The organism is Vitreimonas sp., from assembly GCF_036392335.1.
Classification (GTDB): Bacteria; Pseudomonadota; Alphaproteobacteria; order Caulobacterales; family Aquidulcibacteraceae; genus Vitreimonas.
This window is the reverse complement of the sequence record NZ_DASVYD010000041.1, coordinates 16,398-31,340: the sequence shown is the minus strand read 5'-3', so window position 1 is coordinate 31,340 and position 14,943 is coordinate 16,398. Positions and strand designations below refer to the sequence as shown.

General features: G+C 64.2%; 13 protein-coding genes. 6 read left to right on the top strand and 7 right to left on the bottom strand.

Annotation, left to right across the window (positions count from 1 at the left end):
• Positions 1 to 87: 87 nt before the first annotated feature.
• Positions 88 to 624, top strand: coding sequence for a hypothetical protein (locus tag VF769_RS09465; RefSeq protein WP_331008152.1), 537 nt, complete (start codon positions 88 to 90; stop codon positions 622 to 624).
• 86 nt (positions 625 to 710) lie between these two features.
• Here VF769_RS09465 and VF769_RS09460 read toward each other — a convergent pair whose 3' ends face one another.
• Positions 711 to 1,982 carry a DUF3754 domain-containing protein gene (locus VF769_RS09460; protein WP_331008151.1) on the bottom strand — a complete coding sequence of 424 codons (1,272 nt, stop codon included), beginning with the start codon at positions 1,980 to 1,982 and terminating at the stop codon, positions 711 to 713.
• Between the two features lie 107 nt (positions 1,983 to 2,089).
• On the opposite strand from VF769_RS09460, the gene VF769_RS09455 reads away from it, so the two are divergent.
• Entirely contained in the window at positions 2,090 to 2,968 is an 879-nt protein-coding gene (locus VF769_RS09455; protein WP_331008150.1) for a C13 family peptidase, read from the top strand.
• On the opposite strand, the gene VF769_RS09450 is transcribed toward VF769_RS09455, so the two are convergent.
• Together VF769_RS09450 and VF769_RS09445 are read right to left on the bottom strand one after the other, a co-directional pair.
• Positions 2,965 to 3,468 carry an Lrp/AsnC family transcriptional regulator gene (locus VF769_RS09450; RefSeq protein ID WP_331008149.1) on the bottom strand — a complete coding sequence of 168 codons (504 nt, stop codon included), beginning with the start codon at positions 3,466 to 3,468 and terminating at the stop codon, positions 2,965 to 2,967. The two genes, VF769_RS09455 and VF769_RS09450, sit on opposite strands and share 4 nt — an antisense overlap.
• A 101-nt stretch (positions 3,469 to 3,569) precedes the next feature.
• Positions 3,570 to 4,181 carry a thioredoxin domain-containing protein gene (locus tag VF769_RS09445; RefSeq protein WP_331008148.1) on the bottom strand — a complete coding sequence of 204 codons (612 nt, stop codon included), beginning with the start codon at positions 4,179 to 4,181 and terminating at the stop codon, positions 3,570 to 3,572.
• 82 nt (positions 4,182 to 4,263) lie between these two features.
• On the opposite strand from VF769_RS09445, the gene VF769_RS09440 reads away from it, so the two are divergent.
• Positions 4,264 to 5,163, top strand: a complete 900-nt coding sequence (locus VF769_RS09440; protein ID WP_331008147.1) for a formylglycine-generating enzyme family protein — start codon at positions 4,264 to 4,266, stop codon at positions 5,161 to 5,163.
• Positions 5,164 to 5,180: 17 nt separating this feature from the next.
• Here the strand turns inward: VF769_RS09440 and VF769_RS09435 are convergent, their stop codons facing one another.
• A complete protein-coding gene (locus VF769_RS09435) occupies positions 5,181 to 5,759 on the bottom strand; it encodes a TetR/AcrR family transcriptional regulator (protein ID WP_331008146.1) in 579 nt (192 codons plus the stop codon).
• Between the two features lie 10 nt (positions 5,760 to 5,769).
• Positions 5,770 to 6,675 (bottom strand): haloalkane dehalogenase, encoded by a 906-nt coding sequence (locus tag VF769_RS09430; RefSeq protein WP_331008145.1) that lies wholly within the window; start codon positions 6,673 to 6,675, stop codon positions 5,770 to 5,772.
• Positions 6,676 to 6,806: 131 nt separating this feature from the next.
• On the opposite strand from VF769_RS09430, the gene VF769_RS09425 reads away from it, so the two are divergent.
• From VF769_RS09425 to VF769_RS09415, 3 genes are read left to right on the top strand one after another with little or no spacing between them, the layout of a single operon-like run.
• On the top strand, positions 6,807 to 7,892 hold the full coding sequence (locus tag VF769_RS09425) for an MBL fold metallo-hydrolase (protein ID WP_331008144.1): 1,086 nt from the start codon (positions 6,807 to 6,809) through the stop codon (positions 7,890 to 7,892).
• 9 nt (positions 7,893 to 7,901) lie between these two features.
• A complete protein-coding gene (locus VF769_RS09420; protein ID WP_331008143.1) occupies positions 7,902 to 9,542 on the top strand; it encodes a sulfatase-like hydrolase/transferase in 1,641 nt (546 codons plus the stop codon).
• Positions 9,543 to 10,376: a hypothetical protein gene (locus VF769_RS09415; RefSeq protein ID WP_331008142.1), complete on the top strand. Its 834-nt coding sequence runs from the start codon at positions 9,543 to 9,545 to the stop codon at positions 10,374 to 10,376.
• On the opposite strand, the gene VF769_RS09410 is transcribed toward VF769_RS09415, so the two are convergent.
• Both VF769_RS09410 and VF769_RS09405 read right to left on the bottom strand, forming a co-directional pair.
• A complete protein-coding gene (locus VF769_RS09410) occupies positions 10,373 to 11,767 on the bottom strand; it encodes an efflux transporter outer membrane subunit (RefSeq protein WP_331008141.1) in 1,395 nt (464 codons plus the stop codon). The genes VF769_RS09415 and VF769_RS09410 overlap by 4 nt on opposite strands.
• On the bottom strand, positions 11,767 to 14,928 hold the full coding sequence (locus VF769_RS09405; RefSeq protein ID WP_331008140.1) for an efflux RND transporter permease subunit: 3,162 nt from the start codon (positions 14,926 to 14,928) through the stop codon (positions 11,767 to 11,769). Before VF769_RS09405 ends, VF769_RS09410 begins: the two co-directional genes overlap by 1 nt.
• Between the last annotated feature and the right edge of the window lie 15 nt (positions 14,929 to 14,943).

Here is a 14,943-nt window from a genome sequence, read left to right as displayed (position 1 = left end):
GGCCTTTCCACCATGTCGGCTGGAAGCCGGCGGTCCGAAGCGGCGATTCTATTCAACCGGTTTCACACCGCCCGCATAATCAGGCGCATGAAAAAACCGTCCCCCATCCTCAGCACGCAGAGAAACGCCAGGCTCGTCGCCTGGGCCCGTCTCATGCTGGCGTGGGTGGGGGCGCTGATGTTTTCGACGACGCTCGGCAAGATCAGCGAACGCCATCTGCTGGCGCGCATGTATTACACAAATCTCGACCGCGTCGCCGCGACCATCGCCAATATCGTGCTGCTGCACGCCTTCGCCAAACTCGGCTATTCAGGCCGTGGCGGCACACCCTTCAAACTGCGCGATTACACCGGCGCGGGCTTTGCGCTGCGCACCCACGTGCGCAACATCCTGCGCGCTGGCCAAGGCGTGTGGCTGCGTCGCCGTCTCAAACATCGCAATCCGCTGGCGCGCCTTGGCCTCATCGTTCAAGCGCTCAATGATATCGACGCACTGGCCGCCCGCGCCGCGCGCCGCTTGCGCCATGGCCTCACGCGCTTGTTCGCGATCCGCGCCGTGCGTCCGCCGCACGATGCCGTGCGCACGTTGGCCACGCCGCAGGTGCTCGCCGCCGATAGCTCTTAATCGGACCGCCGGCTGCCAGCCGGCATCCTCAATCCAAGCCCAAACCGCGCCGAGCCGAGCTCCGCGCGGCCCAAAGTGCTGGGCGTTTATCTGCGCGCCGAAAAGCTAAACAGCCCGTCCCACGCCGCGTCCACCTTGCGCAGCGCTTCATCCGGCGGCACGGGCGTGTAGGTTTCGCCTTCGCGCGTCACCAGCCCAAGCCGTTCCAGCTTGTTCAGCGCATCGTGGATTTCGAAATCGATATCGAGGCCGAAGCGTTCGCGCAGGTAATCTTCCGCGAAATTGTCGATCTCGCCCTTCGCCAGCGGCCGGCCCGCGCGCCGTAGCAAGCCATAGGCCAGGATCGCTTCCTTCGCGTCCTGATCCTCGCCGGCGCCGACCAGCAGATCGAGCACGCCGGCATTGTTGGCGAGATTGCGGAAATACACCGTGTCGGCCAGCCGCTTCTGATAGCGCAGCGTCGTCGCTTCATATTTGAGCCGCTGCCGCATCACGAAGGCGCCGACCGCGACCAAGCCTGAAATCGCCGCGATGGCGCGCTTCAGTTCATTTTCCTCGATCACGCCCTGCGCGCCGAAATAGGCGGCGATCACCGCGAACAGCACCGTCAGCGCCGGCCACAAATTCAACAGCACAGGCACGCCCGTCGCCACCGCCGGCGCGGCCAAAAACACCTGATCGCGCGGCCGCATCGAAGGCCGCGCGCCCGGATGCAGCGTCACCAATTCGGGCGAGGCCACATTGCGGAAATGCTTCACCAGCGCCGCGCCGGGCCGCACGCCGCGTCGCGTGTCGGCGAAGGCGCGCCGATCTTCACGCGAAATCTCCTCGCTCGCTTTGAACCCCACCAGCACGACCACGTCGCTCATCATCTGTGTTTCGATGACATGCGTGCGCAGGCCGAACCAGGATTTGACGGTGATGGATTCGATCCGCGCCCCGCGCGCGAAATAGCGGATGCGTCGAATGCCCGCGTGCGACGGCTTGATCGCCAGCCCCGTCAGCCGCTTGGTCGCCTCGCGCGTCTGCACTGTGTCAGGATCGATCTCGACGAAGTTCGCGCGGCCCAAAGCTTCGATCAGGGCGGCTTCAAAAGTCTCGAATGCGCTGGCGCTTGTGTCGCGCAGCGAGGGGGCCGCGTCCGGGTCCAGCGGGAAATAGAGCGCCCGCAATTCGTCCAGCTGCTCGTGCGATTCGTGGTGGAGATAGGCGCCCAGCAACCGAAACAGGTCGCGCACGGCCGCGCTGTCGCCCGGCGGCAGCCCAGGATCGGCGGCGATCGCCTCGGCCAATTGCCCCTTGCGCGCGGCGATGAAGCCATCGCGGCGGCGCTCGTCTATCGTGGTCCCCTCGTACATGCGCCAAGTGCTAGCGCAGCAGGCGCCACAGCGCTATCCGGCTTGTCGGGATTGCGGCGGAGCGCCGGATACGGAATGCTCGCCCCGTTCGCGAAGGGAGCTGATGCATGGCCCGGTTCTGGATGTTGATCGCTTTGCTTTGGGCGGCCTTCGCCGCGCCCGTCGCAGCGCAACAGCAGCGCGATCCATTCAATGGCCAATTCGGCTCGTTCGAGATCGCCGCCCCGCCAGGCGAGGCCGCGCGGCTTGCGAAATTGATGGGCGATTCGCTCGATGGCCTCGCGCCGCAGCGTCCGGGCCAGCTCGATGTCTATATGATCAGCGCCGGCTTCTGGAGTGACGCCGTCTTCGAGCGCGAAACCACGCAGGCCGCGGAGATTCTTGGCGCGCACTTTGGCGACGCCGTGCAGGGGCGCTCCATCGTCCTCAGCGCCGGCGGCCAGGGCGTGCGCAATTACCCTGCGGCGACGCCGGACAATTTCTCCGCCGCGATCGGCCAGGTCGGCGCGACCATTGATCCAAACGAGGATCTCGTCGTGCTCTTTCTCACCTCACACGGCTCGCCCGACGGCTCGATCGCCATTCGCGAACACAATCGGCTCGGCGCTTCGATGCGCCCCACGCATTTGCGCGACATGCTCAACGCCGCCGGCATCCGCAACCGCGTCATTATTGTCTCGGCCTGTTTCAGCGGCGCATTCATCGCGCCGCTGATGGATGACAACACGATTATATTGACAGCCGCCCAACACGACCGCTCGTCCTTTGGCTGCCAGCCGCAACGCGATTGGACGTTCTTCGGCGATGCGCTGTTCAGCCACAATCTGCGCAACGGCGAGCCGCTGCTCGAGGCTTTCGATCGCGCCAAGGTTCTGATCGAGCGTTGGGAGCGCGAGCAGCGGCTTACGCCGCCCTCGAACCCACAGCGGTCCGTTGGCGCGCGCGCCGCCGACATGCTCCGCCGCGCTGAGCGCGCCGCGCGCTAGTCCTCTTTCTTGGACTCCTTGGCGGCCGTGAGCAATTCCAGCGGCGCCGCCGTAGTGCGTTTGGAGACGCGCATCACGATCCGCGACTGCACGTCCGAGACGAGCCCCAGCGCCAACATCTTGTCGCGCAAGAAGTCGTCATAAGCGTGCATGTCGAGCGTCACGATCCGCATCATGTAATCGACGGCGCCGGTGACCGTCGCGCAATCGACCACTTCCGGCCAGTCGGCGACCGCCTTTTCGAACTTTTCGAGGTTCTCGCGCGACGGCAGCTGCAGCTTCACCGAGGCCATGACCTCGAAATTGAACCCGAGCTTCTTCTTGTCGAGCAGGGTCACCTGCTTCTGGATGATTTCCGCCTTCTTGAGCCGCTCGATGCGTCGCCACGCGGGCGAAGAGGAGAGGCCAACCTTTTCGGCGATATCGGCGATCGAGAGACTGGCGTCGTCTTGCAGCAATTCCAGGATGCGGGTGTCCACCGCGTCCAACGTTTCGGACAATGTTTCCTCCCACAGCTCCGGGCTGGGATAGTTTCACCCCTAGACTGGAGAAGATTTTGCCCTTGGGCAAGCCAATACGTGGGGTGCGGGAAACAATCTTCCTAATTAGCCAGCGCTGCGTCCAGAATAATGGGCATTCCATCTGGTGTCAGGAAATTGGGATCGGTCACCCGTTGACCGTTCAGGAAGAAGGCGGGCGTGCCGTTCACACCGCGCGCTGAGGCTTCCTCGATGGATCGCCGCACGCGCGCGGCGCCGGCTGGATCGGAGATCGCCCCCCAGATCTGGTCGTTGCTCAAGCCCCATTCGCCGCCGATCGCGAACAAGGCGTCGCGGACCCCAGCCATTGTGCCGCTCTCAAGGATGGCTTGGCGTCGTGCGAACAAAACGCCTAACCGGCGGAAATATTCGTCCGCACCCGCACCGGCGCAGCGGGCGACCTGAAACATCGCGAGCGCGACGGCCGGCGGCGGCGTCAGCATTTCGCGCATCGTCAGCCGGACGCTTCCCCTGTCGATATAATTCGACTTGAGCAGCGCGAAATTTGTTTCATGAAAATGCGCGCAATGCGGGCAGGTGGCTGACGCATATTCGATCAGATGCAGCGGCGCATTGGCGGCGCCGATCGTCATCTCGTCGGTCTCGGTCGCGCGCGCGGCGCCGGAGAAAAGTGCGGCGGCGCCTGCCAGCGCGAATGTGCGTCGATGGATCACTCTATCCTCCCCCTGCGCATTCGGGGCTATGATTGTGGCGCAAAACGGGTGGAGCATCGAAGACGCGATGAACGGGAGTTGGATGTCTCTGGCGCACGCGCTGTCGATCGCGGTGCTACTGGCCGCCAGCGCCTGTGCGCCCGCGCAGCAGCAGGTAGCGCAATGCGGCGTTGGGGTCGAGATCGGTGATGTGGTCGCTATCGAGGGCGGACGCGTTGCCCGCGGCGACGCCCATTTTGAGCTGGAGGAACGCGTCGGCGGCAGCGGCGTGGTCGGCGCGTTCAATATCGACGCGCACGAAGTCACCAACCAGCAATTCGCCGCCTTCGTCGCGGCCACCAATTACGTCACCGTCGCCGAGCGCGACGGTCCGGACGGTCAACGCCTCGGCGCGGCGATCTTCGACCGGGCGCAAGGCGGCTGGCGCCTCGACGCCGATGCGGATTGGCGTCATCCCGAAGGCGCGGGCTCCTCGATAGAAGGCCGTGAACGCTATCCGGTGACGATGGTCGCCTACGAAGACGCGCAAGCCTACGCCGCTTGGGCGGGCCGGCGCTTGCCGACTGAGAACGAATGGGAATTCGCCATGCGCGGCGCTGCACCCGCGCCAGAGGACGTCGGCGCCGAAGCCTTCGACGCGCAAGGCCGACCGATCGCCAACACCTGGCAGGGCTTCTTTCCCATCAGCGACAGCGGCGACGACGGTCACCAAGGTCTTGCGCCCATAGGCTGCTTTCCGCCCAATGCGCGCGGCCTCTACGACATGATCGGCAATGCGTGGGAATGGACCAGCGATCTCTATGAAGATGGCGTCACGCCGAACGATGTCGGCCGCCCCAGCGGCGAACATCCGCGCGTCATCAAAGGCGGCTCCAATCTCTGCGCCCGCAATTTCTGCGCACGCTTCCGCAGCGGCGCGCGCCAACCCGGCGATCCCGGCCTCGGCATGTCGCATATCGGGTTTCGCACGGTGGGAGATTGAGATCCGAGCGCATGCTTCTAAGGCAGCAGCGCCTTGGCCATCAGCCGCAGCGTTGCGATCGCTTGTTTGATCGGCAGTTTCTGCTCGATACGCAGCCGCCGCCACGCCTCAAAGCTCAAGGTCAATTCCAGCGCGCTCACCCGTTCGGGCTGCGCCGCAATGTTCTGCGGCAGCACCGCAAGCATCGTGTCGCGCTGCAGTTTGGTCAGCTTCTTGTGCTCGGCCTGCAAGAAGGGCGACGCGTATCGGTGTGCGTCCGAAGCTGTTTTGATCGGCAGCATTTCCTCGAACATACGTGCGCGCCGCTCGATCAATTCGTCCACACGCTCGCGCCACGTGGTGGATACAAAGGGCGCCATGAAGCTCGGCGCGAGCCGCGACGTCATCTCCGCGTGCATCTCGCGATAGACGCCTTCCATATCGTCGAACAGGCGGAACACGGTCCGCCGACCCACGCCCGCGGCCTCCGCCACCTGGTCGGCGCTCGGCTTGGTCTCACCCGCGCGCACCAATTCGAGCATCGCCAGGGCGATGCGGCGGCGGTTGGCGTCGGCGCGTTTCCGGCGTCCGTCGGTCTGGGGTTCTGATGTGCTCACGACTCACAATCTAGCGCGTGCGCCTGATAAATGAATCGATCACCTCAGCGATCGCGTCCGGCTGATCTTCCTGCAAGAAGTGTCCGCCGTTCTGGATCGTCGTGTGCGCTTGGCCCTTTGTGCCGGGAATGCGCTCCTGCAAGCGCAGATCGCCGCCGCGCGTGATGGGATCCTGATCGCTGAAGGCGGTGAGGAACGGCTTTTTGAAATCCTCAAGCACTTTCCACGCCGCCAGATTTTCCTGCACCGACGGCATCTCCGGCTTGATCGGCACCAAGGCCGGGAATTGCCGCGCGCCGGCCTTGTAACTCTCGTCCGGATAAGGCGCCTCGTACGCATCCTGCTCGGCTTGGCTCAATTCGCGCACGGCGCCGCCGTTGACGATCATCGGCGTCGGAAACACCGGCACGCTTTGGCTGAATTGCAGCCACGCTTCGAACGCTGGCGTGGCGCCTGTGCCGGCCGGCAAGAAGGTGTTGGCGGCCACCACGCGCGCAAACCGCTCCGGCATCCCCGTCACCAGGCGCAAGCCGATCAGTCCGCCCCAATCCTGGCAGAACAATGTGATGTCGCGCAGCTCATTGGCCACCAGCCAATCGCTCATCCATTTGACATGCCGCTCGTAGGTATAGTCCTCACGCGCCGCGGGCTTATCCGAGCGGCCGAAGCCGACGAGGTCCGGCGCGACCACGCGGTGCCCCGCCTCAACCAGCTTCGCGATGATTTTCCGATAGAGAAACGACCAAGTCGGCTCGCCATGCATGAGCAGAACCGGCGCTACATTCCGTGGGCCTTCGTCGATTGCGGCGATGCGCAGCGTGGCCCCCGAAGCGTCGGAAATCTCTGTGTAATGCGGCGTGTACGGAAAGTCCGGCAAATTGGCGAAGCGTTCTTCGGGCGTGCGCAAAACCTGCATGGTGTCCTCCAAACCGCTTTTGCATTGACCGCCTTGCGGCATGCGGCTTATATAGTGGCACTAAGAGTGCCGAAAGAATGGCGCCGGCGTCAAGCGTGAATTCGGTCCGCAGACAATAGGGGAGGAAGCCCATGAAATCCCGCACCGGGATCATCTGGCTCGTCGTGCTGGCGCTTTTGGGCGTTGGCGCTGCGGCTGTCTATTGGTTCAGAGCCGACATCGCCACGAACATCCTGCGCCGCGCCGCAAGCGCGGGCGTCGGCGCCTCGCTCAAGGCCGAACTCCCTGACGGACTGCACGCCGTGTTCTGCGGCACCGGCTCACCCTTGCCCGATCGCAGCCGCGCCGGGCCGTGCTTCGCCGTGATCGCGGGCGAGCGTGTGTTCGTGTTCGACGCGGGTGAGGGCGCTTCTGAAACGCTCGCGTTGATGGGCGTGAACGCGGGCGACATCGAGCACGTGTTCCTCACGCACCTTCACTCAGATCATTTCGACGGCTTGGCGCCGCTCGCGCTTCAGCATTGGGCGGGCGCCGCTTCGACCACGCCGCTCGACGTCGTCGGCCCCATCGGCACGTCGCGCGTCGCCGCGGGCCTCAATGAGGCCTACACGATCGATAGCGGCTATCGCATGGCCCATCACGGCCCAGAGATCGTGCCCGCCGGCGGATTCGGCCTTGCCGCGACCGAATTCGCCATCCCCGAAGGCGCAAGCGATCTCGTCGTCTACGATGTGGACGGTGTGCGCATCACGGCGTTTGGCGTCGATCATGCGCCCGTCGACAACGCCTTCGGCTATCGCATCGAGTACGCCGGCCGCTCGATCGTCGTCAGCGGCGACACCTCGCGCGCCGAATCCGTGGCGCGGGCCGCGCGCGGCGCCGATCTGCTCGTGCACGAAGCCATCTCGACCGAGCTCAACGCCATTATGCAAGACGCGGCGAACAGCAATGATCGCCGCAACGTCGGAACGATCTTCAACGATATCCTCGATTATCACACGAGCCCAGAAGACGCGGGCGCCGTCGCGACCGAAGCGGAAGCCGGCGCGCTTGCGCTCACGCATCTGCTGCCGCCGACGCCGATCCCAGGACTCGATCAAGTCTTCGTCCGCGCCGCGCGCACGACCTACGCCGGCCCCGTCTGGGCGATGCGCGATGGCGACGTGATCTCGCTGCCGCGCGACGGCGGTCTCGTCCGCTCACATCACATGCGTTGAGGAGGGCACATGAAACGGCTCGCAATCGTTCTCGGTATCCTCGTCGCCCTCGGCGTCGGCGGCTTCTTCCTGTTCAAGCAATACGCCTATTACTTGCCGGGCATCATCTCCAACATTCGCGATCCTATCGCCGACACGCAGGCCGTGACTTGGGCGCAAGGTCCAGCTGAGGCGCCGGAAAGCGAGCGCCCGCCGAACATCATCGTCATCGTCGCCGACGATTTGGGCTTCAACGACATTTCGCGCAATGGCGGCGTCGCCGGCGGCTTGGTGCAAACGCCAAACATCGATGCGCTCGCGAGCCAAGGTGTCAGCGTTGATATCGCCTACGCCGCCAACGCCACATGCTCGCCCTCGCGCGCCGCGATGATGACGGGCCGTTATCCGTGGCGCTTCGGCTTTGAATTCACCTCCGCGCCCGTTGCGTTCTCGCGCTATCTTTCACACGGCGACGAAAACGCGCTGCGCCGTCCCATCTTCCACGAAGAGCGCGTCGCCGATGTGCCGCCGCTCGAAACCCTCGGCTTGCCGCCCAGCGAAACAACGATCGCCGAGCTGCTGCAAGGACGCGGTTATCACACCATGCACATCGGCAAATGGCATTTGGGTGAGACAGCCGAGATGCGCCCAGAAGCGCAAGGCTTCAATGAAAGCCTCGGCTTCATGGCCGGCGCCGGCATGTTCTTGCCGGCGAACGATCCCAACGTCGTCAACGCCGAAGTGTCGTTCGATCCCATCGACCGCTTCCTGTGGGCGAACCTGCCCTATGCTGTGCAATGGAATGGGGGCCAACGCTTCCGTCCCGAGGGCTACATCACCGATTATTTCGCTAACCAAGCCGTCAGCGCCATCGAAGCGAACCGCAATCGGCCGTTCTTCATGTATCTCGCCTTCAACGCGCCGCACACGCCGCTGCAGGCCTCGCGCGAAGATTACGAGGCGCTGAGCAACATCCCGGATCACACCGAGCGTGTGTACGGCGCCATGATCCGCGCGCTCGATCGCGGCGTTGGCCAAGTCATGCAGGCGCTGCGCGACAACGGCATCGACGACAACACGCTTGTGATCTTCACCAGCGACAATGGCGGGGCCTGGTATGTTGGCTTGCCCAACCTCAATCGTCCGTTCCGCGGTTGGAAGGCGACCTTCTTCGAGGGCGGCATCCGCACGCCGTTCTTCGCGCGTTGGCCGGGCCGCTTGCCGGCGGGCACGGTTGTTGAGGGCCCGGCGACGCATATGGACATCTTCGCGACGGCTGCGGCCGCCGCAGGCGCGCCGATCGAACGCGCCGTCGACGGCATTGACCTCTTACCGATGCTGCGCGGCGAGCAGGGCGCGCCGCGTCACGACGTGCTGTTCTGGCGCTCTGGCCCGTATCGCGTGGTTCGCGCCGGCGATTGGAAGCTGCAGGTCTCGGAAACGCCGAACCGCGTCTGGCTCTTCAATCTGCGTGCGGATCCCTACGAGCAGAACGATCTTTCCGCGCAGGAGCCGCAACGCGTGGCCGAGCTGCGCGCGCTCATAGAACAGCACAACGCAAACCTGCCTCCGCCGTTGTGGCCGGCGCTGCTGGAGGGCCCCGTGCGCATCGACGTCCCGCTCAACGCGCCCTGGACCGAAGAACAAGAATACATCTACTGGTCGAATTGAATGCTTTGGACGCTTGTAGTTATCGTCATCATCCTGGTCATCGGGACGATCTGGATCATTGGCGCTCGCGAGCCCGTGTACAGCGTGAAGGACGGCGAACCGGCATGGTTCGTCGCCGTGCGCGCGAATGCGACGCCGCGCTTCACGCCGGGTGTGCGCATCACCTGGAGCGGCGCGGCGGACTTCCCGCTGATCGGCGCTGAAGAATCGTATTGGACGCGCTTCTACGTTCTCGCGGGAGGAAGGGTCGGCCAGTCGCCGCTTTTGTCTGACGACATGGAAGACGCTTTTGTCGCGCGCATAGCGCTGTTCGCGCCGCCATCGTTCGCGCTCGGCATGCTGCGCTGTCTGTGCAATCTCGGCATCATCGCGAAGCCGAAAGGGGAGGTGATGCGCAATGTCGACGGCGTCCACTTTCGCAAGGACGTGATACCCAACAACGAATCAATCGCGGCTCTTCTGTCACGCCCGACAGCCTACGCGCCCACGATGGTCAATTTCCTCGCCTATCTGCCGCAGGCCAATTATGCGGACGGTCGCACCGGTTCGGGCGCCGATGCTTATCGCCGCTACGGGACTGTCGCGATGAAGACCGTGTATCGCACGGGCGGAGCGCTCATGTTCTACGGCAGGGTGCTGGAGATCGTGCGGCCGGCGACGGCGGGGCCGGCCGCTGGCGTATGGGATGACGTCGCGGCGATGCGATATCCTAGCCAGTCCGCTATTCTTTCGATGGAGAACGTGCCGGAATATCATGCCGCGCTCCATCATCGCGACGCGGGACTGGCGCGCACGATCGTGGTCGCGACGCAGCCAATCCCGAGTGCGGACTAAACGCCGCCGCCGAGCGCCTTGTAGAGCGTCACGAAATTCGTGGCGCGTTGGACGCGGGCGCTGACCAAAGCCTGTTGCGCCGTGTAGAGCTCGCGCTGTGCGTCGAGCAGGCTCAGATAATTGTCGATGCCTTGGCGATAGCGGGCTTCGGACATGCGGTACGTATCGGTCGCCGCTTCCGCCAGAGACTGGCGCGCATCGACTTGTTCATCGATCGTGCCGTATTCAGCCAGCGCGTCCGATACTTCGCGGAACGCCACCTGGATCGATTGCTCGTAGCGCGCCACGGCGATGTCGCGATCGGCGTTGGCGACGCCTAGCTGCCCGCGGCGCGCGCCGGCGTCGAACAACGGGATGGTCACGCGCGGCGTGAACGACCAGATGTCGCCCGCGCCATTGAACAAATTCTCGAAGCTTGAATCGATCTCGCCGCTCGAGCCGGCGATTGACACGCTGGGGAAGAAGGCCGCGCGCGCCGCGCCGATATTGGCGTTCGATGCGCGCAAGGTGTGCTCCGCCGCACGAATGTCTGGCCGCGCCAGCAGCACTTCCGAGGGCAGGCCCGGCGGCAGCGTCTCAGTGCCGAACGTCACCGCATCGATGGAGGTCGGCTTTAGCTCCTCGGGCACTGTGCCGCCGACGAGATAGGCCAGCGCGTTCTCATCTTGCGCCACCAGCGTCGTATAACGCGCCACGTCCGCCCGCGCCGTCTCCACCGTCGTCTGTGCACGGCGCACGTCAAGCATGGACGCCGCGCCGGCTTCGAAGCGGCGATTGGTCAGGTCAAAGCTCTGGCGCTGCGCCTCCAGCGTCTCCTGCGCCAAGCGCAGGAGTTCGGTATCGCCCGCATAGATGAAATAGAGCGAGGCGACTTCCGAGATCAAACTGATCTGGGCGCTGTCGCGGGCGTCTTCCGTGGCCAGATAATTCTGCAGCGCCGCGCGATTGAGGCTGCGCACGCGGCCGAAGAAATCGAGCTCAAACGCCGTGACGCCGACGGTCGCGGAATATTGCCGCGTGGTCTCGCCCGTGCCGCCCATCGCAATCGGCAATTCCTGCGATGAACCCGACACCGAACCATCCACGCTCGGCAGCAGCTCCGAGCGCTGGATGCGATAGGCGGCGCGTGCGCGCTCGATGTTGAGCGCGGCGATACGCAGGTCCCGGTTCTGGTCCAGCGCCAGCTCGATCACCTGACGCAGCTTCGGATCAGCGTAGAAATCGCGCCAAGTCGGCAGCGCCGTGCTCGCGTCGGCAGCAGGCGCCGCATACGCCGGACCTTGCGGCCAAGTGTCCGGCGTCGGCGCGGCCGGCGTTTCGTAGTGCGGGTCGAGCGACACGCAGCCGGCGAGCAGCACAGCCGCCAACGGGGGGAGGAATAGGTTTCTCATTACGCGTTTCCAATTTGCGCCGTCGTGTTGGTCGCCTCAGCAGGCTTGGTGCGGCGGCGCGCGAACATGCGGCTCACGAGGACGAAGAAGAACGGCGTCAGCACAGTGACGAGCAAAGTCGCCGCCAGCATGCCGCCGATTACGCCGGTGCCGATCGCATTTTGCGCGCCCGAACCTGCGCCCGTGGCGATCGCCAAGGGCAGCACGCCACAGGTGAATGCGAACGAGGTCATCAAGATCGGCCGCAAGCGTAGCTTGGCGGCTTCGAGTGCGGCGTCCGCCCAATCCATGCCTTGTTGGGCGAGCGAGCGTGCGAATTCCACGATCAGGATCGCGTTCTTCGCGGCGAGGCCCATCGTCGTCAGCAGGCCGACTTGGAAATAGATGTCGTTCGACAAGCCACGCAGGTTCGCCGCCAACACCGCGCCCAAGAGGCCAAGCGGCACGACCACGAGCACCGAAAGCGGAATGGTCCAGCTTTCATAGAGTGCGGCCAAGCAGAGGAAGACGACGAGCAGCGACAGCGCGTAGAGCAGCGGCGCCTGCGAGCCCGACAGCCGCTCTTCGTACGACATGCCCGACCATTGCAGGCCTGTGCCTGGCGGCAATTCGGCGGCCAAGGCTTGCATCCGGTCCATCGCCGTGCCGGAGCTCACGCCCGGCGCGCCTTGGCCCTGAATATTGAACGACGGCGCGCCGTTGAAGCGTTCGAGGCGCGGCGGGGCCGAAATCCAACGCGAGCTGGAGAAAGCCGAGAACGGCGCCATTTCGCCCTGGCTGTTGCGCACGTACCAGGAATTCAAATCTTCCGGGACCATGCGGTAGGGCGCATCGCCTTGCAAATAGACGCGCTTCACCCGGCCGCGATCGACGAAATCGTTGATGTATTGACCGCCCCACGCCGCCGAGAGCGTGTTGTTCACGTCGGCGACGGCGACACCCAGCGCGGAAGCCGCGTGGTGGTCGATGTCGAGCTGCAGTTGCGGCGTATCTTCCTGACCGTTTGGACGTACTTGCTGCAAGCGTTGGTCTTGCGCGGCCGCGCCCAGCAATTGATCGCGCACGGCGAGGAATTGCGCGCGCTCCATGCCCGAGAGGTTGGTCAGGTGCATGTCAAAACCCGACGCGAAGCCGAGTTCGGACACGGCTGGCGGGATGATCGGGAACACCATCGCGTCGCGGATTTGGCTGAAGCGGCCAAACGCGCGCTGCACCACGGCTTGTGCGCTGTTGGCGCCGGCACCGCGTTCGGCCCAATCCTTCATGTTCACGAACACGATGCCTTGGTTCTGGCCGACGCCAGCAAAGCCAAATCCGATCACCGAGAACGCCGAGTCGACGGCTTCGCCTTCATCTTCCAACAGATACGTCTCGATCTGCTCCATCACGGCGCGTGTGCGTTCGGCGGTGGCGCCGGAGGGCAGCTGCACGATGGTGATGAAGAAGCCTTGATCTTCTTCCGGGAAGAACGAGGAGGGCAGCCGCGCCATCAGCAGGCCGAGCGCGACCAGGATCACGGCGTAGAAGCCCAGCACGCGCTTGCCGGCCTTCGGCGCAAGCGTCCGCGTGACAATGCCCGCATAGCGATTGGAAAGGCTCTCGAAGCCGCGATTAAAGGCGTTGAAGAACTTGCCGAGACGGGAGCCTTCCGGCGGCGGCGGCGTGTGCTTGAGCAAAGTCGCCGTCAAGGCCGGCGTCAGCGTTAGCGCGACCAGCACCGAAAGCGCCATCGCCGAGACCACCGTCACCGAGAACTGGCGATAGATCACGCCGGTCGAACCGGGGAAGAACGCCATCGGAATGAACACGGCCGAGAGCACCAGCGCGATGCCGATCAAGGCCCCGGTGATCTGCTGCATCGACTTCTTGGTGGCTTCCTTGGCCGAGAGATGCTCCTCGCGCATCACCCGCTCGACGTTTTCCACCACGACGATGGCGTCATCGACCAAGAGGCCGATCGCCAACACCATGGCGAACATCGTCAGCGTGTTGATGGAGAAGCCGAGCACCGACAGCACGGCGAACGTGCCTAGCAACACCACCGGCACCGTGACCGTTGTGATCAAGGTCGCGCGCCAATTCTGCAGGAACAGGAACATGACGATGAACACGAGCACGAAGGCTTCGATCAGCGTCTTGACCACTTCCTCAATCGATTTCTCCACGAACGGCGTCGTGTCGTAGGGCACAACCGTGCGCACGCCTGCCGGGAAATTGGCGGAGAGTTCATCGAGGCGATGGCGCACGGCTTCCGCCGTGGCGACCGCATTGGCGCCCGACGCTAGGCGAATGCCCATGCCTGCTGCTGGCCGGCCGTTGAAGCGGCCCTCCATCATGTAGCTTTCAGCCCCGAGTTCGACGCGCGCGACATCCTGCAGGCGCACCGTGGCGCCATCCGGCATGGTGCGGACCAGGATTTGTTGAAACTCTTCGGGCGTGGTCAAAAGCGATTGCGACGTGACCGTGGCGTTGAGTTGCTGACCGTCCACATAGGGCGTGCCGCCGATCTGGCCGGCGGAAACTTCCGCGTTTTGCGCGCGAATAGCGGCGGCGACGTCCGCCGGCGTCAACGAATAGGAGAGCAGCGCGTTCGGATCGAGCCATATGCGCATCGCGTACGGCGAGCCGAAGGTTTGCACCTCGCCGACGCCTTCAACGCGGCTGATTTCGTCCTTCAGAGATGAGGCGATGAAATCGCCCAGGTCGGTCGAATTCGCGTTCGGATCGTCCGAAACGACGCCCACGACCATCAAGAAGCTGTTCGCGGACTTGGCGACCTGCACGCCCTGCTGCTGCACCGCTTGCGGCAAGAGCGGCAGTGCGTTCTGCAATTTGTTCTGCACCTGGACCTGCGCGATGTCGGGATCCGTGCCTTGGTCGAAGGTCAGGGTGATGGTCGCCGTGCCAGAGCTGTCGCTTGAGGCCGACATATAACGGAGATTGTCGATCCCGTTCATCTGCTGCTCGATCACCTGCGTGACCGAGTCTTCGACTGTTTGGGCGGAGGCGCCGGGATAGCTCGCGGTGATCGTCACCGCCGGGGGGGCGATTTCCGGATATTGCGCGATCGGCAATTGCGTGATCGAGAGCGCGCCCATGAGCGCGACAACGATCGCCAGCACCCATGCGAAGATGGGGCGTTCAATGAAAAACCGTGACATGAGTTGTTAGCCGTT

Excerpts from the sequence above, each read along its gene's own strand:
- VF769_RS09465 (WP_331008152.1), top strand. The coding sequence starts at position 88 with ATGAAAAAACCGTCCCCCATCCTCAGCACGCAGAGAAACGCCAGGCTC.
- VF769_RS09460 (WP_331008151.1), bottom strand. The coding sequence starts at position 1,982 with ATGTACGAGGGGACCACGATAGACGAGCGCCGCCGCGATGGCTTCATC.
- VF769_RS09455 (WP_331008150.1), top strand. The coding sequence starts at position 2,090 with ATGGCCCGGTTCTGGATGTTGATCGCTTTGCTTTGGGCGGCCTTCGCC.
- VF769_RS09440 (WP_331008147.1), top strand. The coding sequence starts at position 4,264 with ATGTCTCTGGCGCACGCGCTGTCGATCGCGGTGCTACTGGCCGCCAGC.
- VF769_RS09430 (WP_331008145.1), bottom strand. The coding sequence starts at position 6,675 with ATGCAGGTTTTGCGCACGCCCGAAGAACGCTTCGCCAATTTGCCGGAC.
- VF769_RS09425 (WP_331008144.1), top strand. The coding sequence starts at position 6,807 with ATGAAATCCCGCACCGGGATCATCTGGCTCGTCGTGCTGGCGCTTTTG.
- VF769_RS09420 (WP_331008143.1), top strand. The coding sequence starts at position 7,902 with ATGAAACGGCTCGCAATCGTTCTCGGTATCCTCGTCGCCCTCGGCGTC.
- VF769_RS09415 (WP_331008142.1), top strand. The coding sequence starts at position 9,543 with ATGCTTTGGACGCTTGTAGTTATCGTCATCATCCTGGTCATCGGGACG.
- VF769_RS09410 (WP_331008141.1), bottom strand. The coding sequence starts at position 11,767 with ATGAGAAACCTATTCCTCCCCCCGTTGGCGGCTGTGCTGCTCGCCGGC.
- VF769_RS09405 (WP_331008140.1), bottom strand. The coding sequence starts at position 14,928 with ATGTCACGGTTTTTCATTGAACGCCCCATCTTCGCATGGGTGCTGGCG.